The sequence below is a fragment of the Kribbella sp. NPDC059898 genome, from assembly GCF_042730855.1.
GTDB lineage: Bacteria > Actinomycetota > Actinomycetes > Propionibacteriales > Kribbellaceae > Kribbella.
Genome location: NZ_JBHWKR010000003.1, coordinates 96,691 through 120,911, shown reverse-complemented (window position 1 = coordinate 120,911; position 24,221 = coordinate 96,691). Strand labels below are relative to the sequence as shown.

The following is a 24,221-nucleotide window of genomic DNA, read 5'->3' as shown; positions in this document are numbered from 1 at the left end:
CGGCTCCCCGACTGTCGGTGGGTCGAGGGACACTTGGGACATGTTGCTGATCAAGCTGGTCGAGACCTCGGCGGCGCTGGCCGGGACCCGGTCGCGGCTGCAGAAGGCCGGGTTCATCGCCGGATTGTTGTCCGAGGCCACCGAACCGGCCGAGATCGAGGTCGTCGTGACGTACCTGTCCGGCGAGCTGCGGCAGCGGCGTACCGGGGTGGGCTGGCGGACGTTGACGGAGGCTCCGGCACCGGCCGCGGAGCCGTCGTTGACCGTGACCGAGGTGGACGCGGCGTTCGCGGAGCTGGCCGAGATGTCGGGCGCGGGCGTGCAGGCGCGCCGCCGGGCCGCGGTGGACGCCTTGTTCGAGCGTGCGACCGAGGACGAGCAGCGGTTCCTCCGGCTGCTGGTCGGCGGTGAGCTGCGGCAGGGCGCGCTGGACGGCGTGATGGCGGACGCGGTCGCGCGGGCGACCGGGATTCCGCTGGACAGGATCCGGGCCGCGGCGATGCTGCGCGGAGCGACCGCTCCGGTCGCGGTCGCCGTACTGACCGAGGGCGAGGCGGGGCTGGCGCGGTTCGGGCTCGAGGTCGGGCGCGGGGTGCAGCCGATGCTCGCGCAGTCGGCGACCACGGTCGCGGAGGCGTTGGAGAAGACCGGTACGCCGGCGGCGCTGGAGTGGAAGCTCGACGGCATCCGGATCCAGGCGCACCGGGACGGCGACCGCGTCGTGGTCTACACGCGGACCCTGGACGACATCACCGGGCGGGTGCCCGAGGTGGTGACGGCCGTGCTCGCGTTGGACGCGCAGCAGGTCGTGCTCGACGGTGAGCTGATCGCGCTGCGGGCGGACGGGCGGCCGGAGCCGTTCCAGGTGACCGGGTCGCGGACGGCCACGCGCGCGGCGACGGGGCCGGAGGCGGTGCCCTTGACGCCGTACTTCTTCGACATCCTGCATCTCGACGGCCAGGACCTGCTCGGGCTCGACGGAGCGACCCGGCACCAGTGGCTCTCGAAGCTGCTGGCCGAGGACCGCCGGATCCCGCGGCTCGTGACGTCCGACGCGGAGGCGGGCCAGGCGTTCTTCGAGGACGCCGTACGGCGGGGGCACGAGGGTGTCGTGGTGAAGTCGTTGACCGTTCCGTACGAGGCCGGTCGGCGCGGGTCCGGATGGGTGAAGGTCAAGCAGACGTTCACCCTCGACCTGCTGGTGCTCGCGGCGGAGTGGGGCCACGGGCGGCGGAAGGGCTGGCTGTCGAACCTGCACCTCGCGGCGCGGGACGAGACGACCGGTGAGTTCGTGATGCTCGGGAAGACCTTCAAGGGGCTGACCGACGAGCTGCTCCGGTGGCAGACGGAGCGGTTCCAGGAGCTCGCCGTACGACAGGACGACTGGGTCGTGTACATCAAGCCTGAAGTGGTGGTCGAGATCGCGTTCGACGGGGTGCAGACGTCACCGCGGTACCCGGCCGGGATGGCGCTGCGGTTCGCCCGGGTGATCCGTTACCGCGAGGACAAGCGGCCGGACCAGGTCGACACCGTGCAGACAGTACGGTCGATCCACACCGGACCTGAACCTGTAGTCGAGATCGAGGAGCGCATGGATGACTGAGGACCCCGACGTCGTGACCCGGCGGATCGCCCGCGAGGCGCTCGACCGGGACGACCCGACCGGCTGGTTCGAGAACCTGTACGCCGCCGCGGCCGACGGCGAGGCGGTCGTCCCGTGGGACCGCGGTACGGCGCATCAGCTGCTCGCGGACTGGATCGCCGAGTCCGGGCCCGACGGCACCGGCAAGACCGCGGTGGTCGTCGGCGCCGGCACCGGCTGGGACGCCGAGCTGATCGTGGACCGCGGGTACGACACGACCGCGTTCGACATCTCCCCCAGCGCGATCGAGACCGCGCACCGCAACCACCCGGCCTCCAGGGCGCACTACGTCGTCGCCGACCTCCTGAACCCGCCCGCGGACTGGCACCACGCGTTCGACCTGGTGGTGGAGATCTACACCGTCCAGGCTCTCCCCATCCCGCTCCAGTCCGACGCCATCGCCCACGTCACCGACCTGGTAGCCCCCGGCGGCACCCTCCTCGTCATCGCCGCCGCCCGCCCCGACGACCAGCCCGACGCCACCCTCCAAGGTCCGCCCTGGCCCCTCACCCGCGCCACGATCCGATCCTTCACCGCCCCTGACCTTCACCTCATCCAGCTGGACCAGGCCCCCAGCCGCAGCGACCCCACCATCCTCCGCTGGCGCGCCGAGTACCTCCGCGACTGACGGCGAGGGTCGGTCAGCCTTCGGTGCCGACAGAGCGCTCCGATGCCGGATCGGCCGAGAGCCAGAGGTCCGGCGACGCGATGTGGTCCGCGGACAGGTACTCGGTGATCTCGGCGCCGTCGACCTCGTACTGAACGAGGCCGATCCAGCCGCTGGAACTGTTCTCGCGAGCGATCAGCCAGCCCCGGCGCCAGCCTGCCGCCGTCAGCACGAGAACGTGCCCCGGCAGCGAGAAGCCGCGCAGGGTCCAGTCCGCCTGGGCGGCCAGGCTCCGGACCTGCTGTTCGCCGCTCACAACGGCAACCCACTGCGCAGCCGAAGCTCGTCGCGAATCACCGGTGGCACCGGCAGCCGATAGGACTCGAGCGCGCTGGCATAGGCACGCAGCGACGAGGCGAGGCGATAGGCGTCGCTCCGGAACGGGCCGTCCCACCGCAGCCGGCCGCGGGCCTGACGATCGGCCACCCGGGCCGAGACAACCGCGGCGAAGAGTTGCGCGAGGTCGTGATCCACGACGGAGCGCCCTGACGGGCCGCTCGGGACGAAGGGTCGGACGGGCATCTGGCATCGCCTCAAACGGGCTGCGGGGGTTCCCGACACGCCAACTGGAATGCCATCGCTCCGAAGAACTCCACTTTACCCGCCCAGCTTGGCGAACCGTACCGCTCGGGAGGGCTCGAATCGATGGGAACAGGTGTTCGAAAATGATGTAGAGTGGAGGTATGGCGGGGCGGAGTGTGGTGGGGCCAACTGCGCTGCGGATGTTGCTCGGCGCACATCTGCGGGAGTTGCGCGAGCGGGCCGGGGTCACGCGCACCGATGCGGGCTGGGCGATCCGGGCCTCGGAGTCGAAGATCAGCCGGCTGGAGCTGGGGAAGGTCGGATTCAAGGAGCGGGACGTCTCGGACCTGCTGACGTTGTACGGCGTGAACGACGCACGGGAGCGGGACCGGCTGCTGGAGCTGGCGCGGGAGGCGAACGATCCGGGGTGGTGGCAGCGGTACGGCGACGTCACGCCGGACTGGTTCGACGCGTATCTGGGGCTGGAAGCGACCGCCGAGCTGATCCGGACCTACGAGATCCAGTACGTCCCGGGCCTGCTGCAGACCGAGGAGTACGCGCGGGCCGTCGCGCGGCTCGACCCGAGCGGCAGCCGGAGCGACGCCGAGATCGAGCGGATCGTCGCGCTCCGGACCCGCCGGCAGCGGGTGCTCGACCGCGAGCCGCCGCTGCGGTTGTGGGCGGTGATCGAGGAGTCCGTCCTGCGCCGCCCGATGGGCGGCGTCGACGTACTGCGCAGCCAGCTCGTCGCGCTCCGCGAGGCGGTCACCCGGCCGAACGTCACCGTCCAGATCGTCCCGTTGGAGAACGCCGGCCACCCCGCCACCGCCGGCGCGTTCACCCTGCTCCGCTTCCCGCAGCGTGATCTCCCCGACATCGTGTACGTCGAGCACCTGACCAGCGCGCTCTACCTGGACAAGCGCGACGACGTCGAGGCCTACACCCAGGCGCTGGAGCTGCTCGCCTCCACCAGTCCCCCACCACAGCAGACCGACCAGGCCCTCGTCCGGCTGCTGGATCGCTTGGACTAGAGCACTTCCCGATGGACGTGGAGTGCCAGTTCGGGGTGATGGAGGTCGAAGGCGGGCGACTCCGAACGGATCCGCGGCAGCGCGTGGAAGTTGTGCCGCGGCGGTGGGCAACTGGTCGCCCACTCGAGCGACCGGCCCCAGCCCCATGGATCGTCCACGCCCACCCGAGGGCTGCGACGGGACTTGTAGACGTTGTAGAAGAACGGCAGCATCGACGCGCCCAGGATGAACGCCCCCACACTCGACACCTGGTTCAACGTCGTGAACCCGTCACTCGGCCGGTAGTCGGCGTACCGACGTGGCATCCCCTCGACGCCCAGCCAGTGCTGCACCAGGAACGTCGTGTGGAAGCCGATGAACAGCAACCAGAAGTGCAGCTTCCCGAGCCTCTCGTCCAGCATTCGCCCGGTCATCTTCGGCCACCAGAAGTAGAACCCGGAGAACATCGCGAACACCACCGTGCCGAACACGACGTAGTGGAAGTGCGCGACCACGAAGTACGAGTCCTGCAGCTGGTAGTCCAGCGCCGGCGACGCCAGGATGATCCCGGTCAGGCCGCCGAACAGGAACGTGACCAGGAACCCGATCGCCCACAGCATCGGCGTCTCGAGGGAGATCGATCCGCCCCACATGGTGCCGATCCAGTTGAAGAACTTCACCCCGGTCGGTACGGCGATCAGGAACGTCATGAACGAGAAGAACGGCAGCGCCACCGCCCCGGTCGTGAACATGTGATGCGCCCACACCGCGATCGACAACGCCCCGATCGTCAGCGTCGCCGCGACGAGTCCGTAGTACCCGAAGACCGGCTTCCGGCTGAAGACCGGCAGTACTTCGGTGACGATGCCGAAGAACGGCAGCGCGATGATGTACACCTCGGGATGCCCGAAGAACCAGAACAGGTGCTGCCACAGGATCGGCCCGCCGTTGGCCGCGTCGAACACGTGCGCGCCGAGCGTCCGGTCCGCCTCCAGCACCAGCAGCGCCGCCGCGAAGATCGGGAACGCGATCAGCACCAGGATCGACGTCACCAGGACGTTCCAGCAGAAGATCGGCATCCGGAACATGGTCATCCCGGGCGCGCGCATCGTGACGATCGTCGTGACGAAGTTGACGCCGCCGAGGATCGTCCCGAGGCCGGCCATCCACAGCCCCATGATCCACAGGTCGCCACCGACACCCGGCGAGCGGATCGCGTTCGAGAGCGGCGAGTACGCCGTCCAGCCGAAGTCGGCCGCGCCACCCGGCGTGGCGAAACCGCTGACCGCGATCAGCCCGCCGAACAGGAACAACCAGTAGCTGAACATGTTCAGCCGCGGGAACGCGACGTCCGGCGACCCGATCTGCACCGGCATGATCACGTTGGCGAAGCCAACGAACAGCGGCGTCGCGAACAGCAGCAGCATGATCGTACCGTGCATCGTGAACAGCTGGTTGTAGGTCTCCTCGTTGACGAACTGCAGCCCCGGCTCGGCCAGCTCGGCGCGGATCACCAGCGCCATCACGCCGCCGACCAGGAAGAAGGCGAACGACGTGACGAGGTACAGCTCGCCGATCACCTTGTGGTCGGTGGTCGAGAGCACCCGGCCGATCGCCAGCCCCAGTGGCCGCCGCCCAACCCCGGCCGCAGTCGATCCGGCGCGCTCGGTGACCCCGGCATGCCCGCTGACGCTGGCCATGCCACCTCCCGAACTAACGCATCCCTTCGATTAGACACCTATCGACCTACCTGGTCCAGCAGCGATCACCGCCCGTACGTCGGCCAGTCGCAGGTCCACGAGATCGGTCAGGCACCACGTCGCCCCGGCCTCGGCGTACGGACGCGGATCGACGGACGGCTCCAGCGCGACCGCGATGTCGTAGTCGTCCAGCGTTCCGCGGAGTTCACGCAGTACGGCGACCGGCGCGGCGAGCTGCTCCGGTGAGGTGAGGTTGACCGGAAAGAACCCGTCGTACCGCGCCGCACGCCGGATCGGTCGGCTGTTGCCCGGGAACCCCGCTAGCCACACGGGCACCCGGCCGCTCACCGGACGCGGCAGGAACTGTACGTCGTCGACCAGGTAGTGCTGGCCGTGATGGTTGACCGGCTCCCCCGTCCAGCCCGCGGTCAGGATCGCCAGCGTCTCGTCCATCCGCTCGGCCCGGACCCGGCCGTCCAGCTCCTCACCGGTCTTCGAGTACTCCTGCGCGAACCGGTCACTGCCCAGCCCGGCACCGAGAATCAGCCGGCCGCCCGACAGCCGGTCCAAGGTCGTTGTCTCACGCAACAGCTTCACCGGGCGCCGGCGGGCGACCGGCGTCACCATCGGCCCGATCCGCAGCCGTTCGGTGGCGGTCGCGACCGCGCTCAGCGTGATCCACGGATCCGACACCTCCCGAACCGGCGGCCGCCACCAGAGCTGGTCCCAGACGAAGAACCCGTCCCACCCGGCCTCCTCGGCCGCCGCCGCGAGCCGTGCGACCTCGAGCGGATCCGACATCTCGTCGAACAGCGGTAGCCAGGCGGCGTACTTCATTGCGTCACCACCTCGTCCACAAAGGTCTTCCAGTACGGCGCCGACAGCCCATGGCCCATCCCGTGCAGGACGACGAGCCGCGCGCCGGGTACCGCGTCGCGGATCGCCTCGCCGTGCGGGAGCGGAAGGAGCGGATCCGCGTCGCCGTGCAGCACGAGGACGGGCATTGTCAGGTCACCGAACCCGCCGCCTACCGGTCCGTCGAACCGCATCGCGAAGTGGTTGGTCATCGAGGCCCGGTAGTTCCGTGCCCGCGCCACGTCCTCCCGCACCAGCGCCCGGGCGGCAGTCTCGTCGAAGTGCCCGGCCGCCTCCGCTTCCATCGCCCGTACGACGTATTCCTCGACGGCCGCCGGATCCGCGAAGTCCGGCTCGGCCGGGTACTGCACCGTCGACGACGGGAGGCCTTCGGCCCCGGTGCTCGACGACACCAGCGTCAAGGACGAGACCCGCGACGGGTGGTCGACGCCCAGGATCAGCGCCGTACCGCCGGACATCGACTGCGCGACCACGTGGGCCCGTTCGATGCCGAGGGCATCGAGCAGGCCGACGGCGTCGGCGGCCAGGTCGCTCATCGCGTAGCCCGGCGCTCCGACTCCGAAGGTGGTCGACCGGCCGGTGTCGCGCTGGTCGTAGCGGATCACGAATCGTCCGCGCGCGGCGAGCGCCGCGCACAGGTCCGCGTCCCACCAGATCATCGAGGCCCCGGCACCGTGGATCAGCAGGACCGCGGGATCCGCCGGGTCGCCGTACGTCTCGGCACACAACTCGATGCCGTTCACGTCGTAAGTAGTCATGGCATCGACCGTAGAAGCGACTGATGATCGTGAAAAGCGATTGATTCTGATCATGTCGATCGCCATCGGCGATAGAATCATCGGCATGTACGAGTTGCGGCATCTGGCGACGCTGGCCGCGGTCGCCGACGAGGGTTCGTTCGGCCGCGCGGCGCGCCGGCTCGGGTACACCCAGTCGAGCGTGAGCCAGCAGATCGCGATCCTCGAGAAGCTGGCCGGCGGCGCGCTGTTCGACCGCCCGGGCGGTCCGAAGCCGGTCCGGATCACGCCCCTGGGAACGGTCGTCCTGCAGCACGGCCGGGACCTGCTGCGCCGGGCCGACGCGATGCACGACGGGATCGAGCGGTTCCGGGCCGGTGACAGCAGGATCGACATCGGCACGTTCCAGACCGTCTCGAACACCCTGCTCCCCCGGATCATCGGTGAGCTCCGTGACGCCCACCCGGGCTGCGACCTCAGGCTGTTCGAGGAGGAGACCGACAGCCCGGACCTCACCGGGCTCGACCTGATGTTCTTCGACGCCCGCCCAGGCGACGGCATCGACGGCATCAAGCTCCTTGACGACCCGTACCTGCTCGTCACCCGCCCGGACGACTTCCCGGCCGCGCCTGTCCCACTCGAATCGCTCGACGAGCTGCCACTGGTCGCCCACCCGGCGATCTGTCACCAGGCCGTCGTCGAGGACTTCCTGCGCACCCACGGCATCCGCCCGCAGTTCGTGTTCCGCACCGAGGGGAACGAGGCCCTGCTGGCGATGGTCCGGGCCGGACTGGGCGCGGCACTGATGCCGCGCCTCGCCGTACTCCGGCACGACGAGAGCCTGGCGCTGCACGAACTCACGCCAGGTCTCCCGCCGCGGGAGATCTTCCTGCTGTGGCAGGCCGGCCGCACGCACTCACCGCTTGCCGCGCACGCGATCGACCTTGCCGTCAAGGCTGCCGCCGACGTCAGCTGACCGTCAGGACCTTCGACGCGGTCTGCGTGCCCTGGTGGTCGGCGTCCGCCAGCCAGACCACGCGGTACGTGAACGTGCCACGCGCCGTCGGCTTGATGCTGAACCCGTACTTGCCGTTGGTCGCCAGCTTCCCGGTCGTCACCGCCACCCACGTCGTACCGGAACGTCGCTGCAGGTACGCCGTCGTACCGGCATGCGGCGGGTTCAGGTACCCGTACATCACCGTCGACGCACCCAGCCGGATCGCGGGCGGCGTCAGGTACGCCGAGAGCGCCGGGTGGACCTGGAGCAACGCTGTCGTGCTGCGCGTGCCCAGCACTCCCGCGCCGCCGTTGTAGCCCCACATGTAGTACGTCGACACCGACGGCTTCTGCGACACCTTGACGATCCCGTTGGCGTCGGTCGTGTACGACCCGACCGTCGACCACTTGGTGGCGGTCTTCGCCTTGGAATAGAGCACCAGCGGTACGCCGGGCAGCTTGCCGCCGTCCAGCCGCGACACGCCCGCCGTCAGCGTGACCGCGCCGGTGTACATGATCGACGCCGCACTCATCCCGAACGTCGCCTTGGACCCGACGAGCCGTACATCGACACCCGGGCCGACCTTGCCCGTCGCGTCCTTCGTCCATACCCGGTACGCGTAGCTGGCTGAGTTCGACAGGCCGCTCTGCGTGTAGCTGCTCGCCGCGCCGTTGTACACCGCCGTACCCGAGGTGGTCAGCGGCGGCGGAGTCGAGCCGACCGCGTTCCGCAGCATCACCGTCGTGTTCGTCGGCTTCGTCCACCGCAGCGCCGCGGCCGCGACGCCACCGGCCACACTGAAGCTGCTCACCGGCGCCGGCGGAGCAGTCAGGTTCAGGTAGTTCTTGTCGATCGACATCTGCACGCCACCGTTGGTCTCGCTGACGTCACCGGCGTACTGATGCACCCGCTGGTGGTTCGCCCAGTACGCCGAGTTGATGAAACGGCTCGTCCCGACCGCGGAACCCCAGTGCGCGAACCATATGTTGTCCGGCCGCGTGTACGCCGTACTCGTGTACGCGCTGTTCAGGTCCGCGCCACCCGACGCGGCACCGACGTACGCGCCGCCCTGGTACCCACGCGCGTTCAGCTCCTGCGTCCAGCCGCTCAGGTACGAGAGCACGGCCGCCTTGCAGGCAGCGGTCGTCGTGTATGCCTCGATGTCGCTGTAGATCGCGCTCCGCTGTGCGAATCCGAGCGCCTGGGCCGCCGCGACCGCGTTGATCGCGGCGTTCCGGCCCTGGGTCAGCGCGGTCGACGCGACCGAGGACATCCGGCTGTTGTACGTCGTGCACGGCGCCTGCAGGCCGACGTCGATCAGCAGGAACTGCCAGCCCTTGCTCGCGTTCGCCGCCACCCAGTCGGCGGTCAGGTTCGGCTGCGCGCACGCCCGCAACCCGCCGCTGATGTAGATCCCGACGCCTTGGTACGTCGGGCGCCACGCGTCCATCGCGGACTGCGCCGGCGCCGCGCAGGTGTCGAACCCGTACCCGGCGAAGTTGCCGGTGGCAACGACTGACGGGGTGACCGCGGCCGGCTGCGCCACCCGCGCCGACGGGGTCTTCGTCACCACCTTGCCGGTCCCGAGGACGCCGTTCGCCGCCTGCTCGGTGCCCGGCGCGTAGTACGCCGTCGCGAGTACGCCGGCGTCGGTGATCGCGCGGCGGAGCATCCCGTCGCTCGACGGCTGCACCGTGGTGAGTGGCTCCAGGATCAGGCCGGAGCTGCGACCAACCAGGTGGGCCGGGCACGTGGTCTGCGCCGTACTGCGGCCCAGGTACACGGCCGGTTTGTCCAGCCGGACACATGCGGTCGGGTCGGCGGCCAGGTCGACCACCGGCCAGCTGGACGGGACGGTCACCTGGTAGCCGCGATAGGACACGGTCTTCGTGTCGGCGGCCGCCGCCTGGCCGGCGACGGTGACGCCCGCCACCAGCGCGAGGGCGAGTGTGAGCCCCCCGGGTCTGAACAACCTCACAATGTTCCCCAGTCTCATCGTCGGGTGGTGCCCCCAAGTGAAGGCGAGCGCCGCTGTCCTGTCGAAGAGCTTCCGGCACTCGCCTCGATGCGAGGATGCTATCGGGTGGCGTTTTGGATCGTTTGGTCCAGAATGTGTTAGAGTCGGCGTCATGGCCAGACCGAGGACCTTCGACGAGGATCGTGCCGTCGACGCCGCGATGCGCGTCTTCTGGACCTCCGGCTACGAGGCGACCTCCACGCAGGACCTCTGCGCGGCGACCGGCCTCGGCCGGAGCAGCATCTACAACACGTTCACCAGCAAGCGCGACCTGTTCGACCGCGCCCTCCGGCGGTACGTCGAGGACTTCAGCGCCGCGCAACTCGAGGTCATCCAGGACGAGTCGCTGCCGATCCGCGAGCGCGTCCGGAGGATCCTGTGGACGGCGGTCGAGCCGCAGCCGGACGACCCGGCCGGCTGCTTCGTGATCAACACGATCGTCGAACTCGGCCCGAAGGAGCCCGAGATCGTCGAGCTCCTGGATCGTGACCACGAGACCAAGCTCGCCGCGCTGACCACCGCGATCCAGGCGGCACAAGCGGCCGGCGACCTCGACGCGGAGCAGGACCCGGCCGGTCTGGCGGCGTACGTCTTCACGGTCCTCGGTGGCCTGCGGGTCGCCGCCCGGCGCGGCGCGTCCCCGGAGAGCCAACGCACGGTCGTCGAGGCGACACTGCGCACCTTCTGATTCCCGCTGCTCCATCGGTCCGGCCTGGCCAGGTTTTGAACCGATTGATCCAATATGAGAGGACATCATGCCCCGAGCCGTCTACCTGCTCGGTCTGGCGATCTTCGCCCAGGGAACCTCCGAGCTGATGCTCGCCGGACTGCTCCCCGAGCTCGCCACCGATCTGCACGTGTCCATCCCGGCCGCGGGCCTGCTGATCTCCGCGTTCGCGGTCGGCATGCTGGTCGGCGCACCGATCCTCGCCGTCGCCACGCTCCGCTGGTCGCGCCGCGTCGCGATGCTCGCGTTCCTCGCGGTCTTCGCCCTCACCCACGTGGCCGGCGCGCTCACCTCGTCGTACGGCGTGCTGCTGGCCACCCGGGTCGCGGGTGCGTTCGTGTACGCCGGGTTCTGGGCGGTCGCCTCGGTGACCGCGATCGAGCTCGCCGGTCCGCAGGCCCGCGCGAAGGCGATGAGCATTCTCGCCGGCGGTCTCACGGTCGCGACCATCGTCGGGCTGCCCGCCGGCACGCTGCTCGGCCAGCACCTCGGCTGGCGCGCGGCGTTCTGGGCGGTCGCCGTACTGTCGGTGCTCGCGATCGCGGGCGTTCTCGCGACGATCCCGCGCGGGCGGTCGGAGCACGTCCCGCAGTTGCGCGACGAGTTGCGCAGCATGGTGAATCCGCAACTCTGGCTCGCGTACGGCACGACCGCGCTGTCGACCGGCGCGATCCTCGTCATCTTCAGCTACCTCGCGCCACTGCTCACCGAGACGACCCGGCTGTCGGACGCCTGGGTGCCCGTGATTCTCGCGCTGTACGGCGTCGGCGCGCTGGCCGGAATCACGATCAGCGGACGCACCGCGGACCGGCGCCCGTTCGGCACGCTCGCGATCAGCCTGACCGGAGTCGTCCTCGCGGCGGTGGTCCTGGCGCTGGCCGCCGGGACGCCGTGGATCGCCGTCCTCGCGATCGTCGCGGTCGGCTCGTTCGGGTTCGCCACCAACCCGGCGGTGAACTCGCGGGTGTTCGGCGTCGCCGGGTCCGCGCCGACGCTGGCGGCCGCGTTCAACATCTCGGCGTTCAACGTCGGGATCACGGTCGGCCCGTGGCTCGGCGGGCTCGCGCTCGACGCGGGCGCCGGCTATCCGTCGGTCGGCTGGATCGGCGCCGGGCTCGGAGTACTTGCCGTCGGCACCATTCCGCTCGCCGTCCGGACGGCTCAACCGGCGTACGCGAGGGCCAGCTCGATGACCGGCGTGTAGCCGTCGCGCCGGGCCGCGGTCCAGGTCGCGGCGCCGCCGGCCAGGTCGTCGGTGGTCATCCGGTAGATCAGCGCCCGGATCAGCATCTGCCCCCAGTGCGGCAGGTGCGCCCAGCGCGCGGCGAGGGCCGGCTCCGCGCCGTACCAGCAGAGGGCGTCCGCGACCGCGACGGCGGACGCCCACGCGGTCGGTCGCCAGTACACCGGCCAGTCGATGATCGCCGGTGGCAACCCGTCGGCGAACATCACGTTCCCGGGCAGGTCGCCGTGCACCACCTGCGACGGCAGCTCCACCGGCCGCCAGGCGTCGACCAGCGGCCCGACCAGCTCGCCGTACGCCGAACTCCCCTGCACCTCCTGCTCCCGCCAGGCGACCCGATCGCCGTCGCACCACGGGTCGCTCCGAGTGTCGATGAAGCCGGGCCGGGGAACCTCAGCCACCGCCTCGTGAAACGCGGCCGCCGCGACAAGCACCTCGTCCTGCCGCCGCACATCGGTCGCCCCGACCAGCAACTCGTTCGCCTCCCATCCGAATGCGACCCACTCCCCGTCCTGGGCCTTCACCGGCCGCGGAACGCGGAACGCGTCCGACTCCGGCAGGACACTCAGTACGTCGCCCCGCCAGGCGCTCTCGCCGTCCGCGCGCTTCAGCACGACGTCGCCGGACCGCCAGGTCTCCCCCTGCCCACCTTGCAGGCGCACCGCCGGTTCCGACACCCCGAACGCCGCCAGCACCCGCTCCTCAGGACCCTCCATCCCGCCACTCTTTCATCCCCACTACTGAGCGGCTGCGCGGGTCGGTGGCCGATCGGCGGGCGGATGGCCTCTAGGATTTCGCGGTGACTGATCTCGACCTGTTCGGCGACCTCGACACCGGCGCGCTCCCGGAACGGCAGCAGCGGATCCTGGTGGTGATCCGGGACTGGGTGACGCGGTACGGGTACCCGCCGAGCAGCCGGCAGCTCGGCGACGCGGTCGGGCTGAAGTCGTCGTCGTCGGTGTCGAAGCACCTGGCCGCACTGGAGGACAAGGGCTTCCTGCGCCGCAGCCCGTCGGTGTCCCGGCCGATCGACGTGCGGATGTTCCTGCAGGAGACCGCTACCCAGTCGGTGAGCGATCAGAACGTCCCGGTCCCGGTCGTCGGTGACATCGCCGCCGGTACGCCGATCTCGGCCGTCGAGCACGTGGACGACGTACTGCAACTCCCCCGCGGGCTGACCGGCCGCGGCACCGTGTTCGGGCTGCGGGTGCGCGGCGAGTCGATGATCGACGCGGCGATCTGCGACGGCGACATCGTCGTGGTCCGCCAGCAGGCCGAGGCGCACTCCGGCCAGATCGTCGCCGCGATGATCGACGAGGAGGCGACCGTCAAGGTGTACCGCCGCCGCAACGGCCACGTGTACCTCGAGCCACGGAACCCGGCGTACGAGGTGATCGACGGCGACAACGCCACCGTGCTCGGCGTCGTCGTGTCGGTCCTGCGCAGCGTTTAGCTCTCCAGATTGGTCTTCAGCCGGGCGAGGTTGGCCGGCATCTCCTTGCGGGACTGCGGTACGACGATCAGCGGGACCAGGACCTTGCCGATGCCGTGACCCTCGAAGTCGAGGTCGATCGTCAGCGTGCTGGCGTCGCGGCCGGCGATCGGCTCGACGGTGACGTTGACGGTCGCGCGGATCGGGCCGTCCTCGCCGCGGACCGCCCACGAGCGCGGCGGGTCGAAGACGGTCAGCCGAGACGTCACGTCGCGTTCACGGCCGCCGATCTTGCGGGTGGTCAGGCACTTCGCGCCGACGACCGGCTCGCCGCCCTCCAGGTGGCCGCCGGTGACGCCGGCCTGCCATTCGGGGAAGTGGTTCGGGTCGGTGACGTACGCGAACACCTCGTCCGCGGTCCGCTCGACCTCGACCTTCGTCACGATCGTTGTCATCTCGGTTCTCCTTCCAGGCGTTCATGGAGCAGGTCCAGCTGGGCCGGGTTCGTGGTGAGTCGGGCGGCGCGTTCGTCGGCGGCGTGCGCCTCGGCGGGGCGGTCCAGGTCGCGGAGGAACTGGGCGCGCGTGGCGTGGAAGAGCGGGTAGGTGTCGAGGTCCGCGGCCAGTGCGTCGAGCTCTTTGAGGGCGGTGGCCGAGTCCTGCACGTACGAGAGGGCGATCGTCCGGTGCAGGCACGTGACCGGGCTCGGTTGCAGGGTCAGAAGCATGTCGTAGAGGACGAGGATCTGCGGCCAGTCCGTGTCGTCCCAGCTCGCGGCCTCGCTGTGGCAGGCGGCGATCGCGGCCTGCAGCTGGTACGGGCCGGGGGCGCGGTGGCGGCGGGCGGTGCGCGTGAGCAGGGCCGTCGCTTCGGTGATCGCGGTGTGGTCCCAGAGCGAGCGGTCCTGGTCCGCGAGCAGGACCAGGTTCGGGGTGAAGCGGGCCGCCGTACGGGCACGGTGCAGGCGGATCAGGGCGAGCAGGCCGGCGACCTCCGGCTCGTTCGGGAGCAGGCCGTGGAGCAGTGCGGTCAGCCATTCCGCGTCGTCGACGAGGTCGCGCGAGTGCGCGCGTTCCGCCGTACTGGACAGGTAGCCCTCGTTGAAGAGCAGGTAGATGACCGTCAGTACTTCGGTCAGCCGCTCGGGCAGCTCGTCGTCGCGCGGGATCCGGTACGGGATGCCCGCGTCGGTGATCTTGCGCTTCGCCCGGGTGATCCGCTGCGACACGGCCGACTCCGACGCGAGGAACGCCGCCGCGATCTGCGCCGTCGTGAGCCCGCACACGACCCGGAGCGTGAGCGCGACCTGCGCCTCGCGGGCGAGGGCCGGGTGGCAGCAGATGAAGATCAGCCGGAGCCGGTCGTCCGGCGGCGGCTGCTCCGGTTCCCGCAGCAGCGCGAGCTTGGCCCGGTAGTTCTCCTGCCGCCGCAGTACGTCGAGACCTCGGCGCTTCGCCACCGTGAACAACCAGGCGTCCGGCCGCTCCGGGATCCCTTCGACCGGCCAGCGCCGGAGCGCGACCTCGACCGCGTCCTGGACCAGGTCCTCGGCCGCGGCGAAGTCGCCCAGCAACGACACCAGCCCACCCGCCAGCCGACCCGCATGATCACGCACCACGCGGGCCAGCTCGTCCTCACTGGTCACATTTCCGCGACCGGACGGATTTCGATCACCGGGCAGGCCGGCCATGTCTTCACCATCCGGAGGGCCTCGTCCAGGTCCTCGACATCGATCTCGGTGAACCCGGACACCACCTCTTTGCCCTCGATGAACGGACCATCGGTGGTCAGCGTCGCGCCGTCGAGCCGCACCGTCGTCGCGGTCTCCCGGCCCTGGAGCTTGCTGCCCCGGCTGGTGATCTTGTCCGCGTGGTCGTCGAACCACTGGTACACCCGCCGGTACGCCTCCTCCTTCTCGGCCGGCGCCAGCGCCTCGAAGTCCTTCGCGAACTGCTCGGTCTCGATGAACATCAGCACGTACTTCACCCGCACACCTCCTTCAGGCCAGTGTGGCGTAGAGGTCGACACCGTTCCCGGACGGATCGGCGACGGTCGCGTAACGCATCCCCCACGGCGCGTCGTACGGCGCCTGCAGGCTGGTCACCCCGGCGGCGACGAGTTCGGCGTACGTCGAGTCCACCTCGGCCGGCGTGCCGTACTCGAAGGTGAGGAACGCGCGGCTCGACGCCGGCGGCGTCCAGTGCGCGGTGATCTTGCCGCGCGCCTCGTCGGTGTCGAGCATCAGGTGCAACCCGTTCGGCAGGTCGCAGCCGGCGTGGTCGTCCGGCATGTACTGGTCGCGCTCGAACGTGAGCCCGAGCCGGGCGTAGAACTCGATCGCGGCGCCGAGGTCGGACACGACGACGTCGATGATCTTCACGGTGCTGATCGGGGTAGCCACTGCACTTCTCCTCTGCTGAACGAACAACTCTCATCCAGCAGACGATCGGCGTACGCCGGGATCCGACACTCTGACAGGGTGGGCCCATGAATCGACCGTTCTTCGCCCGGATGTACGCGCGGGTCCGGCCCACGCTCGACCAGGCCGGCGCGGCCGATCACCGCCGGCGGCTGCTCGCGGGTACGACGGGCCGGGTGATCGAGGTCGGCGCCGGCGACGGCGGCAACTTCGCGCACTACCCGCCCGAGGTCACCCACGTCCTCGCCGTGGAACCCGAGCCCTTCCTCCGCGCCCATGCCCTGCACCAGGCGTCGACTGCGCCGGTCCCGGTCGAGGTCGTCGAGGGTACGGCGGACCACCTGCCGGCTCCGGACGCGTCGGCCGACGTGGTCGTGGTGTCGCTCGTCCTGTGCTCGGTCCCCGACCAGCAGGCCGCCCTCGCCGAGGCCCGGCGGGTACTGCGTCCCGGCGGCGAGCTCAGGTTCTACGAACACGTCGCCGCCGAACCCGGCCGCCTCGCCACCGTCCAGCGGATCGCGGACGCCACCCTGTGGCCGCTGCTGGTCGGCGGCTGCCACACCCACCGCGACACGGCGGCCGCGATCACGGCCGCCGGTTTCGCCATCGAGGAACTGGACCGCTTCCAGTTCCCGCCCGACCGGGTGACCCCGGCCGGGCCGCACATCCTGGGCCGCGCCCGGCTCACGGGGTGAGGTCGGTAGCGGCCCGCCCCTCCGGGAAGTACATCGGCACCGACGCCTGGTCGTGGACGATCTGCCACTCGCCGTCGGTCCGCCGCCACGCCGCGGTCCAGCGCACCCACATGCCGGCCTCGGCGCCGTTCACGAGCGTGCCGCTGATCCGGTTCACGGCGTACGTCACCGCGAGGTCGCCGTCGACCAGCACGGTCAGGTCGCGGACCTCGTACCCGAGCGGGGTCCGGTAGACCGTGAACACCTTCTCCCAGTTCTGCAGCTTCTTCTCCGCGCCGAGGTGCCGCAGCGGCGCCTCGACGTCGAACGAGACCACGTTCGGCGCGAAGATCGTCTTCAGCGCGCCCAGGTCCCCGGTCCGGATCCCGTCCAGCAACGTCTCGATCCGCTCCCGGATCTCCAGCTCTGACTTCGCGTTGTTCGTCATACCCGGTACGACGGGACAGGTCCGCGTAATGTCAGACCTCACACTTGCGCGAGCCGTTTCGTCGTACCGGGTATGAGCGAGAGGACCGACATGGCCGAGCCCGGCCTGGACGTGATCATGAGCGAGCGGCGGCAGCTGATCAACCTGGCGTACCGCCTGCTCGGGTCGCTGGCCGACGCGGAGGACGTGGTGCAGGAGACCTACGCCCGGTGGTACGCGATGACCCTGGACGAGCGGCACGTGATCGAGAACCCGGCCGCCTGGCTGACCAGGGTCGCGAGCCGGATCTGCCTGGACCAGCTGCGCTCCGCGCGGGCCCGTCGCGAGCGGTACGTCGGCGAGTGGATCCCGGAGCCGCTGCCTGACGACGTCGACGGCCCCGCCGATCCCGCGGACCGGATCACGCTGGACGAGTCGGTGAACATGGCGTTCCTGGTCGTGCTGGACGCGATGACGCCCGCCGAGCGGGTGTCGTTCATCCTGCACGACGTGTTCCGGTACCCGTTCCCGGAGGTCGCCGAGATCGTCGGCCGGACCCCCGCGGCCTGCCGGCAGCTCGCCTCGTCGGCGCGCCGGCGGATCCGCGAGTCCCAGTCCCCGACTCCGCCGTCGGCGCGGAGGGCGGAGCTGGTCCGGGCGTTCAAGGCGGCCTGGGAGGCCACCGACATCCAGGCGATCGTGAAGCTGCTCGATCCGGACGCCACCGCGGTCGCGGACGGCGGCGGGCTGGTGACCGCGTTCCTCGATCCGATCCACGGCGGTCCGCAGGTCGCGCAGCGCTTCACCCAGCTGCCGGTGTTCCGGCACGGCCGGACGATCCTCGAGCGGATGGTCAACGGTCAGCCGGGCCTCGTCATCGAGTTCGAGGGCAAGGTCGAGACCGTGCTCGCGTTCGACTTCGCGGGCGACCTCATCACGAACATCTGGACGGTCAGGAACCCGGAGAAACTGCGCCCCTGGATGCACTGACCAGCGTCATCACGGTCTCCTGCGCACACGCCTTGTTGACGCCGATCCCGCCGCGCGCGCCGCGTTTGATCCAGCCCGCCACGTAGTGCCCCGGCCGGCCGACGACGGCGCCGCGGACGTTCGGCACGATCCCCCGGCCGGTGTCGAACGGCAGACCGTCGACCGGCCGGCCCTCGAACCCGATCGCGGTGAACAGGTTGCCCGCAGCAATGACCTCGCCGGTGTCCAGGGTCAGCCCGGCGGACGTCCAGGCGGCCGGCCGGGCGTGGTACCGCAGCTCGACCCGGTCCCCCGCAACCGCGAGCAGCTCCCGCAGGGCCGGTTCGGTGTACGCCGCTTCGTCCGGACCGCGGCGGCCGAGCAGCACGACCTCCTTGATCCCACTCGCCGCGAGCGTACGCCGTACCTCCGGCGGCACGTCCATCGTGCGGTCACTCAGCAGCACCCGGGCGATGTCGATCGCGACGTTCCCGTTGCCGACGACAACCGCCCGCGGCCCTACCAGAGCGGGCGGCGGTGCCGTGCCTGGCCGCCCGTTGTACCAGGCAACAAAGTCCTCCGCCGTACAGGCCGCGTCCTCACCGTCAATCCCGAGCCGCCGGCTACTCCGAGACCCAACCGCATGCACGACCGCGTCGAAACCGTCGCTCGGCAGCGCGGCCGCGTCCGTTCCTGGGCGCCAGTGGACACGCGGATGCCGGACCAGCCGTTCGAAGTTGTCGATGATCTGCTTCGTCTGCGGATGATCCGGCGCGACCCCGAACCGAACCAGCCCACCGAGGTGCTCACTGCGATCCACCACCGTGATGTCAGCCGTTGTCCGCAGCAACAACTCGCGCGTCGCGTACATCCCCGCCGGCCCGGCGCCGACGACCAGCACCCGGCGCGGACCACCGCCCCACACCTGGTACGAGACCGGCTCCCAGGTGTCCAGATCCGTCGCCTCCAGCGGCTCCCGATCGGCGAAGTACGCCGCGTTCCGCTCGACGTCCGCCGCCGCCGACTCGTCGGCCGGCTTCGCGGCGTCGACCGGGCAGATGTCCGCACACGCACCACAGTCGATGCACGTCCGCGGATCGACGAACAAACTCGCACCGGTCCCGAACCCGGGCTCGCCCGGCGACGGATGGATGCTGTTCATCGGGCAGACCGCGACGCAGCTCGCATCCGAGCAGCAATCCCCCGAGATCGCGTAGCTCACAGCAGCCCGGTCCGCCGATACACCCGGGACGCGGCCGGCGTCAGCAGGCCGACCGAGCCGAGGAAGTCCATCAGGTTCGCGCAGCTGGTCCGCAGCAGTGACCGGTGATGCTCGTTCTGCCGCGCCTCGCGGACGGCCCGGTCCGCGTCCAGCCCGGCGTTCACGTACACCTCGCGCCCGACCATGCTCGACACGATCATGTCGGCCGCGATCGCGATCACCAGCGCACTCACCCACCGCCGCCCACGGCCCGCGTTCGCCAGCCGCTCGCGGGTCTCCTCGCGCGCGAACACCATGTGCCGCGACTCCTCGACCACGTGGATGTGGTTCACGGTCCGTACCAGCGGCTCGACCCGGTTGTCCCGCATCCAGTCCCGCTGCATCACGTCCAGGACCTCCTCGGCGACCAGAATCGCGGCGTACGCCGACTCGCCGGTCGCGACGGTCTTGAACATCCGCCCGAGCTCACGCGCCAGCAACCGCGGCCGGTACGCCGGGTCCACCAGCCGGCCGGACGCCTTCGCGAACATGATCGAGTGCCGGCACTCGTCCGCGATCTCGGTCAGCGCCCACTGGAACTCCGGACTCCGCGCGGGCTTGTCGTAGATGTCGCGCAGGATCAGCTGCTGCAGGATCATCTCGAACCAGATCCCGGTCGTCGCCGTCGACGCGGACTCGTGCCGGGTCAGCTCGCGCTGCTGCGCCTCGGTCAGCTCGTCCCAGTACGGCGTGCCGTACAGCGTGCTCCATTCCGGCGACATCCCGTACCCATCGCCGACCGGGGCGTCCCAGTCGATCTCCGTCTCGGGATCGCGGGACAGCCGGCTCGCCGACCCCAGCAACCGTTCAGCGGTCTGGTCCATCGCACACCTCCGGGGCGATATGACATCGTCTATGTAACATAACTGATGGTTCACGCTTCTGTCGAGATGCGCTTCGATGTAACGCCCGCTACAGTGTCGACTGTGACGGATCGATGGCTGGTCTTGCTGGTACGGATCCCGGCGGAGCCCTCGCGGCACCGCGTGGCGGTGTGGCGCGAGCTGCGGAAGGCCGGGGCGCTGTCCCTCGGGCAGGGCGTCTGGGCGGTCCCGGAGCTGCCGGTCTTCGAGGCCGCCATCCAGCGGACCACCGAACTGGTCGCCCGCGCCGAGGGCGAGGTGACGGTACTCGAGGCGGCCGGGAAGGACGCGGCCGACGGCGCCCGGCTGCGCGGGCTCTACGACGAGGCCCGGCGGGCGGATTGGACCGAGTTCCTGGCCGACTGCCGGAAGTTCGAGGACGAGATCGCCAAGGAGATCCGGATCGAGAAGTTCACGCTGGCCGAGCTCGAGGAGGAGGAGCAGAGCCTCGATCGCCTGCGCCGCTGGCACCGCGATCTCACCAGCCGCGACGTCTTCGGTACGCCGGAAGCCGCCGAGGCCACCGCCCGGCTCAAGGACTGCGTCGCCTGCTGCGAGGAGTACGCCGAGCTCGTGTTCCGCGTCCTGCACCAGCTCCCGGGTGATGCCCGGTGAAGAAGATGTGGCCGCTCTACGCCGCCGGCTTCACCACCGCGTTCGGCGCCCACGCGATCGCGGCGAACCTCGGCGGTCTGTCGTCCGACGCGGTCAAGTCACTGATGACACTCGGCATCCTGCTCGCGCTGTACGACGGCGCTGAGGTGCTGCTGAAACCCGTCTTCGGCACAATCTCGGACCGCATCGGCGCCCGGCCCGTCCTGCTGTTCGGCCTGATCGGCTTCGCGGTTGCCTCCGGCACCTATGTGGTCGCGGACCGGCCCGGCTGGCTGTGGGTCGCCCGGCTCGGCCAGGGCGCTGCGGCGTCGGCCTTCTCCCCCGCCGCGTCCGCGCTCGTCGCCCGGCTCAATCCGTCGGCGAAACACGGGCGGGCGTTCGGCAGCTACGGCTTCTACAAGAGCCTCGGGTACACGGCCGGACCGTTGCTCGGCGGCGGAATCGTGTGGCTCGGCGGATTCCGCCTGCTGTTCGGGGTGATGACGGTCCTCGCGGTGGCCGTCGCCGTCTGGGCGCTGGTCGTCGTACCGGTCGTCCCGCCGTTGCCGCGGACCCGGCAGACCGTGCTGGACCTGGCGCGCCGGATCACCGACCCGGCGTTCCTGCGGCCGACCGCGGCGCTGGCCGCGGCGACGGCGGCGTTGTCGGTCGGCGTCGGGTTCCTGCCGGTCACGGGCGCGTCGGACGGGCTCGGGACGATCGCCACCGGAGCGGCCGTTTCCTTGCTCGCGGCAACGGCCGCCGTGGTCCAGCCGCGATCCGGTCGGGCGCTCGACGCGGGCAAGCTGACCACCCGCGCGGGCATCGCGATCGGCCTCGGTCTGGCGGCCGCGGGCTTCGTCTGCGCCGCACTGCCGGGCGTGGTGTTCCTGCTGATCGCGGCCGCGCTGATCGGCGCCGGGACGGGTGTGATCACGCCGCTCGGGTTCGCGGCACTCGCGGCCGGCACGCCACCGGAGCGGATGGGTCAGACGATGGGCACGGCCGAGCTCGGCCGGGAGCTCGGCGACGCCGGCGGCCCGCTGCTCGTCGCCGCCGTCGCGTCGATCGCGGTACTGGACGCCGGGTACGTCGTACTCGCGGTCCTGCTCGCGCTCGGGCTGCTCATACTCCGCCCGGCACGAAGCTGAACAGGCTCTCACCCTTCACCAGAGGTTCAGGTATGCCGGTGAAACGGTGCACGCCGACGCCGAAGCCGGCCTCCTTGTCCGACACCCACACCCGCTCGAAGCCGCCGGTCTCGAACCAGTCGCAGATCGACGGCACCAGGTCCGGGTCGCCGCGGTGCCGGGTCCAGATCACCGTCGCGCCGGTCCGGCAGAACATCCGGCTGCCCGCGATCGTGCGCCGGATGTCGCCGTTCGTGATGTTGCCGAAGATGCCGGTGAGCAGCACCAGTTCGGCCGGCACGAACCCGCCGTAGTGATCCGTCAGCGAGGCGTCACCGGTGACCACCTCGACCCGCTCCGGCGCCTGCTCCCGCGCGGTGGCGGCCAGCTCCGGATCCAGCTCGACCAACCGCCCACGGACGTCGGCGGCCCGCGGGTGATCCCGCAGCACGCCGAGCAGGTCGCGACCCTGTCCCGCACACAGGCTGATCACCGGGATCGGCCCGTCCGGTGCCCGATCCAGCGCCGCCCGCACCTGCGCCTGCACGGTCAGCAACCGCTGCGCGAGTTCGGATCCCGGGTCGTCGTACCGCTGATGCCATACCCGCCAGTCCACGTGCGCACCCTACGACCCCCGCGGGTCCGATGATCTGTAACCTCACAGTGACCGACAGGCAGGAACTTCCGGGCCCGATGGATAGTTGTTCTTCCGGAGCCCGTGCGCGATCAGAGGAGAGTCATGGCAAGGCGTGTCGAACAGAAGGCTGCGGCCCGTGAGCGGATCGCCGCGCAGCAGGCCGCCCAACGGCGGGCCGAGCAGCGCCGGCGGCTTCTGCTCGCGGTGGGTGCGGTCGTTCTGGTCGTGGTGATCGTGGGCGGGCTGATCACGATCCGGCTGGTCGGCGGCGGCAAGAAGACCGCGCAGGCGCCTAGCGGCGCGCTCGACCCGGCGCTGGTCACCGCGCTCGGCTCGATCCCGGACTCCACGTTCTCCACCGTCGGCAGCTCCGGCGTGACGACGGCGCCGTCGGCGATCAACAACCAGCCGGCACTGACCGCGAACGGCAAGCCGAAGGTGCTCTACATCGGCGCCGAGTACTGCCCGTTCTGCGCCGCCGAGCGCTGGCCGGTCGTCGTCGCGCTGTCCCGCTTCGGCACCTTCAAGGACCTCGGTACGACCCACTCCGCCTCCGCGGACGTGCACCCGAACACGCCGTCGCTGTCGTTCCACGGCTCGACGTACACGAGCCAGTACCTGTCCTTCACCGGCGTCGAGACGACGACCAACGAGGTCGAGGGCAACAGCTACAAGCCGCTCGACACCCCGACGGCCGAGGACCAGGCGACGCTGCAGAAGTACGACAACGTGCCGTACGTCGCGAAGGACAGCGCCGGGTCGATCCCGTTCATCGACATCGGCAACAAGTTCATCGGCTCCGGCGCGACGTACTCCCCCGACGTGCTGGCCGGCAAGACCCAGGCGCAGATCGTCGACGCGCTGAAGGACCCGTCCAGCCCGATCACCAAGGCCGTCATCGGATCGGCCAACGTCTACACGGCGGCGATCTGCAAGATCACGAACAACCAGCCGTCGAACGTGTGCACGAGCGCGGCAGTCACCGCGGCCGCCGGCAAGCTCGGCGCGGCGAAGGGCTGACCATGACCGGCACCACAGCGCGGTCCTCGTCGCGCACTTCGCTGGGCGTGATCCCATGGGCCACGCTGGCCGTCTCGATCGCGGGGCTGGCAGTGGCGGCGTACCTGACCTACGAGCACTTCACCGCCGGTACGACGCTCGCCTGCCCGGACACCGGCGTGGTCAACTGCGCGAAGGTCACCAGCAGCCAGTACTCCAAGGTCTTCGGCATCCCGGTCGCGCTCCTCGGCCTGCTGTTCTTCGTCGGCATGACCGCACTGTCGGTCCCCCCGATGTGGCGTACGCCGTCCCCGTGGCCCGGCCGGCTGCGGCTGGTCGGCGTACTCACCGGCGTGGTCTTCGTCTGCTACCTGATCTGGGCCGAGCTCTTCCAGATCAACGCGATCTGCCTGTGGTGCACCGTCGTCCACGCCCTCACCTTGGTGTTGTTCGGCCTGGTCATCGTCCGCCTCGCGCTGGTGCCACCCGCGTCCTGACCAGCGCCCACGGCAGACTTCCGGTCGGCCAATACCCGGTGCCGGTCTGCAACATTCGACGCGGGGCAGGTAGCATGGTGTCTCGATCGCGCACACAGGAGCGGTGAATTCTGAAAGCCGTGTTCCTGGGCACTCTCTGGGCGACCCTCTGGACGACACCGGGTGGCGTCTCGTCGGCGGG

The 24,221-nt window shown here is 70.2% G+C and carries 28 protein-coding genes; 13 read left to right on the top strand and 15 right to left on the bottom strand.

The window, feature by feature from the left end; translation table 11 throughout:
- Positions 1-40: 40 nt before the first annotated feature.
- Positions 41-1,603 (top strand): ATP-dependent DNA ligase, encoded by a 1,563-nt coding sequence (locus ACFV9C_RS10700; RefSeq protein WP_380192518.1) that lies wholly within the window; start codon positions 41-43, stop codon positions 1,601-1,603.
- Positions 1,596-2,270: a class I SAM-dependent methyltransferase gene (locus tag ACFV9C_RS10695; protein ID WP_380192516.1), complete on the top strand. Its 675-nt coding sequence runs from the start codon at positions 1,596-1,598 to the stop codon at positions 2,268-2,270. Before ACFV9C_RS10700 ends, ACFV9C_RS10695 begins: the two co-directional genes overlap by 8 nt.
- A 13-nt stretch (positions 2,271-2,283) precedes the next feature.
- Here the strand turns inward: ACFV9C_RS10695 and ACFV9C_RS10690 are convergent, their stop codons facing one another.
- Positions 2,284-2,565 (bottom strand): hypothetical protein, encoded by a 282-nt coding sequence (locus ACFV9C_RS10690; RefSeq protein ID WP_380192514.1) that lies wholly within the window; start codon positions 2,563-2,565, stop codon positions 2,284-2,286.
- Complete coding sequence (locus ACFV9C_RS10685) at positions 2,562-2,783, bottom strand: hypothetical protein (RefSeq protein ID WP_380192512.1); 222 nt, start codon at positions 2,781-2,783, stop codon at positions 2,562-2,564. Before ACFV9C_RS10685 ends, ACFV9C_RS10690 begins: the two co-directional genes overlap by 4 nt.
- A 209-nt stretch (positions 2,784-2,992) precedes the next feature.
- Between ACFV9C_RS10685 and ACFV9C_RS10680 the strand changes: the two genes are divergently transcribed.
- Complete coding sequence (locus tag ACFV9C_RS10680) at positions 2,993-3,862, top strand: helix-turn-helix domain-containing protein (RefSeq protein WP_380192511.1); 870 nt, start codon at positions 2,993-2,995, stop codon at positions 3,860-3,862.
- Here the strand turns inward: ACFV9C_RS10680 and ctaD are convergent.
- Genes ctaD through ACFV9C_RS10665 form a run of 3 tightly spaced genes read right to left on the bottom strand, consistent with a single transcriptional unit; the run spans position 3,859 to position 7,175 of the window.
- On the bottom strand, positions 3,859-5,541 hold the full coding sequence (gene ctaD, locus ACFV9C_RS10675) for a cytochrome c oxidase subunit I (RefSeq protein WP_380192509.1): 1,683 nt from the start codon (positions 5,539-5,541) through the stop codon (positions 3,859-3,861). The genes ACFV9C_RS10680 and ctaD overlap by 4 nt on opposite strands.
- A 30-nt stretch (positions 5,542-5,571) precedes the next feature.
- The gene (locus tag ACFV9C_RS10670; RefSeq protein ID WP_380192507.1) at positions 5,572-6,378 is read right to left on the bottom strand and encodes an LLM class flavin-dependent oxidoreductase; all 807 of its coding nucleotides are present in this window, start codon (positions 6,376-6,378) and stop codon (positions 5,572-5,574) included.
- Positions 6,375-7,175: an alpha/beta fold hydrolase gene (locus tag ACFV9C_RS10665; RefSeq protein WP_380192506.1), complete on the bottom strand. Its 801-nt coding sequence runs from the start codon at positions 7,173-7,175 to the stop codon at positions 6,375-6,377. The genes ACFV9C_RS10670 and ACFV9C_RS10665 overlap by 4 nt, the downstream gene beginning before the upstream one ends.
- A 52-nt stretch (positions 7,176-7,227) precedes the next feature.
- Between ACFV9C_RS10665 and ACFV9C_RS10660 the strand changes: the two genes are divergently transcribed.
- Positions 7,228-8,130 carry a LysR family transcriptional regulator gene (locus tag ACFV9C_RS10660; RefSeq protein WP_380192504.1) on the top strand — a complete coding sequence of 301 codons (903 nt, stop codon included), beginning with the start codon at positions 7,228-7,230 and terminating at the stop codon, positions 8,128-8,130.
- On the opposite strand, the gene ACFV9C_RS10655 is transcribed toward ACFV9C_RS10660, so the two are convergent.
- A complete protein-coding gene (locus ACFV9C_RS10655; protein ID WP_380192502.1) occupies positions 8,123-10,123 on the bottom strand; it encodes a glycoside hydrolase domain-containing protein in 2,001 nt (666 codons plus the stop codon). The two genes, ACFV9C_RS10660 and ACFV9C_RS10655, sit on opposite strands and share 8 nt — an antisense overlap.
- Before the next feature lie 157 nt (positions 10,124-10,280).
- Here ACFV9C_RS10655 and ACFV9C_RS10650 point away from each other — a divergent pair, with 157 nt between their 5' ends.
- Complete coding sequence (locus ACFV9C_RS10650) at positions 10,281-10,856, top strand: TetR/AcrR family transcriptional regulator (protein WP_380192500.1); 576 nt, start codon at positions 10,281-10,283, stop codon at positions 10,854-10,856.
- 67 nt (positions 10,857-10,923) lie between these two features.
- The gene (locus ACFV9C_RS10645) at positions 10,924-12,099 is read left to right on the top strand and encodes a Cmx/CmrA family chloramphenicol efflux MFS transporter (protein WP_380192498.1); all 1,176 of its coding nucleotides are present in this window, start codon (positions 10,924-10,926) and stop codon (positions 12,097-12,099) included.
- On the opposite strand, the gene ACFV9C_RS10640 is transcribed toward ACFV9C_RS10645, so the two are convergent.
- On the bottom strand, positions 12,057-12,854 hold the full coding sequence (locus tag ACFV9C_RS10640; protein WP_380192496.1) for a TIGR02569 family protein: 798 nt from the start codon (positions 12,852-12,854) through the stop codon (positions 12,057-12,059). The two genes, ACFV9C_RS10645 and ACFV9C_RS10640, sit on opposite strands and share 43 nt — an antisense overlap.
- Positions 12,855-12,937: 83 nt before the next feature.
- Between ACFV9C_RS10640 and lexA the strand changes: the two genes are divergently transcribed.
- Positions 12,938-13,591, top strand: a complete 654-nt coding sequence (gene lexA / locus ACFV9C_RS10635) for a transcriptional repressor LexA (protein ID WP_380192495.1) — start codon at positions 12,938-12,940, stop codon at positions 13,589-13,591.
- Here the strand turns inward: lexA and ACFV9C_RS10630 are convergent.
- The 4 genes from ACFV9C_RS10630 to ACFV9C_RS10615 are packed head-to-tail and all read right to left on the bottom strand — an operon-like array spanning position 13,588 to position 15,971.
- The gene (locus ACFV9C_RS10630; protein WP_380192493.1) at positions 13,588-14,025 is read right to left on the bottom strand and encodes an SRPBCC family protein; all 438 of its coding nucleotides are present in this window, start codon (positions 14,023-14,025) and stop codon (positions 13,588-13,590) included. The two genes, lexA and ACFV9C_RS10630, sit on opposite strands and share 4 nt — an antisense overlap.
- A complete protein-coding gene (locus ACFV9C_RS10625) occupies positions 14,022-15,215 on the bottom strand; it encodes an RNA polymerase sigma factor (protein ID WP_380192491.1) in 1,194 nt (397 codons plus the stop codon). The genes ACFV9C_RS10630 and ACFV9C_RS10625 overlap by 4 nt, the downstream gene beginning before the upstream one ends.
- Positions 15,212-15,556, bottom strand: coding sequence for a YciI family protein (locus tag ACFV9C_RS10620; RefSeq protein WP_380192489.1), 345 nt, complete (start codon positions 15,554-15,556; stop codon positions 15,212-15,214). Before ACFV9C_RS10620 ends, ACFV9C_RS10625 begins: the two co-directional genes overlap by 4 nt.
- Positions 15,557-15,569: 13 nt before the next feature.
- Positions 15,570-15,971, bottom strand: a complete 402-nt coding sequence (locus ACFV9C_RS10615; RefSeq protein WP_380192488.1) for a VOC family protein — start codon at positions 15,969-15,971, stop codon at positions 15,570-15,572.
- 86 nt (positions 15,972-16,057) lie between these two features.
- Between ACFV9C_RS10615 and ACFV9C_RS10610 the strand changes: the two genes are divergently transcribed.
- Positions 16,058-16,684, top strand: coding sequence for a class I SAM-dependent methyltransferase (locus ACFV9C_RS10610; RefSeq protein ID WP_380192486.1), 627 nt, complete (start codon positions 16,058-16,060; stop codon positions 16,682-16,684).
- Here ACFV9C_RS10610 and ACFV9C_RS10605 read toward each other — a convergent pair.
- Complete coding sequence (locus ACFV9C_RS10605; protein ID WP_380192485.1) at positions 16,674-17,111, bottom strand: YybH family protein; 438 nt, start codon at positions 17,109-17,111, stop codon at positions 16,674-16,676. The genes ACFV9C_RS10610 and ACFV9C_RS10605 overlap by 11 nt on opposite strands.
- Before the next feature lie 72 nt (positions 17,112-17,183).
- On the opposite strand from ACFV9C_RS10605, the gene sigJ reads away from it, so the two are divergent.
- Positions 17,184-18,080 carry an RNA polymerase sigma factor SigJ gene (gene sigJ, locus ACFV9C_RS10600; RefSeq protein WP_380192483.1) on the top strand — a complete coding sequence of 299 codons (897 nt, stop codon included), beginning with the start codon at positions 17,184-17,186 and terminating at the stop codon, positions 18,078-18,080.
- Here sigJ and ACFV9C_RS10595 read toward each other — a convergent pair.
- Both ACFV9C_RS10595 and ACFV9C_RS10590 read right to left on the bottom strand, forming a co-directional pair.
- Positions 18,043-19,281 (bottom strand): FAD-dependent oxidoreductase, encoded by a 1,239-nt coding sequence (locus ACFV9C_RS10595; RefSeq protein ID WP_380192481.1) that lies wholly within the window; start codon positions 19,279-19,281, stop codon positions 18,043-18,045. The two genes, sigJ and ACFV9C_RS10595, sit on opposite strands and share 38 nt — an antisense overlap.
- Complete coding sequence (locus ACFV9C_RS10590; RefSeq protein ID WP_380192480.1) at positions 19,278-20,144, bottom strand: diiron oxygenase; 867 nt, start codon at positions 20,142-20,144, stop codon at positions 19,278-19,280. The genes ACFV9C_RS10595 and ACFV9C_RS10590 overlap by 4 nt, the downstream gene beginning before the upstream one ends.
- A gap of 102 nt (positions 20,145-20,246) precedes the next feature.
- Between ACFV9C_RS10590 and ACFV9C_RS10585 the strand changes: the two genes are divergently transcribed.
- Both ACFV9C_RS10585 and ACFV9C_RS10580 read left to right on the top strand, forming a co-directional pair.
- Positions 20,247-20,798: a Chromate resistance protein ChrB gene (locus ACFV9C_RS10585; RefSeq protein ID WP_380192477.1), complete on the top strand. Its 552-nt coding sequence runs from the start codon at positions 20,247-20,249 to the stop codon at positions 20,796-20,798.
- Positions 20,799-20,803: 5 nt separating this feature from the next.
- A complete protein-coding gene (locus ACFV9C_RS10580) occupies positions 20,804-21,928 on the top strand; it encodes an MFS transporter (RefSeq protein WP_380193538.1) in 1,125 nt (374 codons plus the stop codon).
- Here the strand turns inward: ACFV9C_RS10580 and ACFV9C_RS10575 are convergent.
- Positions 21,903-22,523, bottom strand: a complete 621-nt coding sequence (locus ACFV9C_RS10575; RefSeq protein WP_380192475.1) for an SAM-dependent methyltransferase — start codon at positions 22,521-22,523, stop codon at positions 21,903-21,905. The genes ACFV9C_RS10580 and ACFV9C_RS10575 overlap by 26 nt on opposite strands.
- Before the next feature lie 123 nt (positions 22,524-22,646).
- Here ACFV9C_RS10575 and ACFV9C_RS10570 point away from each other — a divergent pair, with 123 nt between their 5' ends.
- Both ACFV9C_RS10570 and ACFV9C_RS10565 read left to right on the top strand, forming a co-directional pair.
- On the top strand, positions 22,647-23,564 hold the full coding sequence (locus ACFV9C_RS10570; protein ID WP_380192473.1) for a DUF929 family protein: 918 nt from the start codon (positions 22,647-22,649) through the stop codon (positions 23,562-23,564).
- A gap of 2 nt (positions 23,565-23,566) precedes the next feature.
- Complete coding sequence (locus ACFV9C_RS10565) at positions 23,567-24,040, top strand: vitamin K epoxide reductase family protein (protein ID WP_380192471.1); 474 nt, start codon at positions 23,567-23,569, stop codon at positions 24,038-24,040.
- The last annotated feature ends 181 nt before the right edge of the window (positions 24,041-24,221 follow it).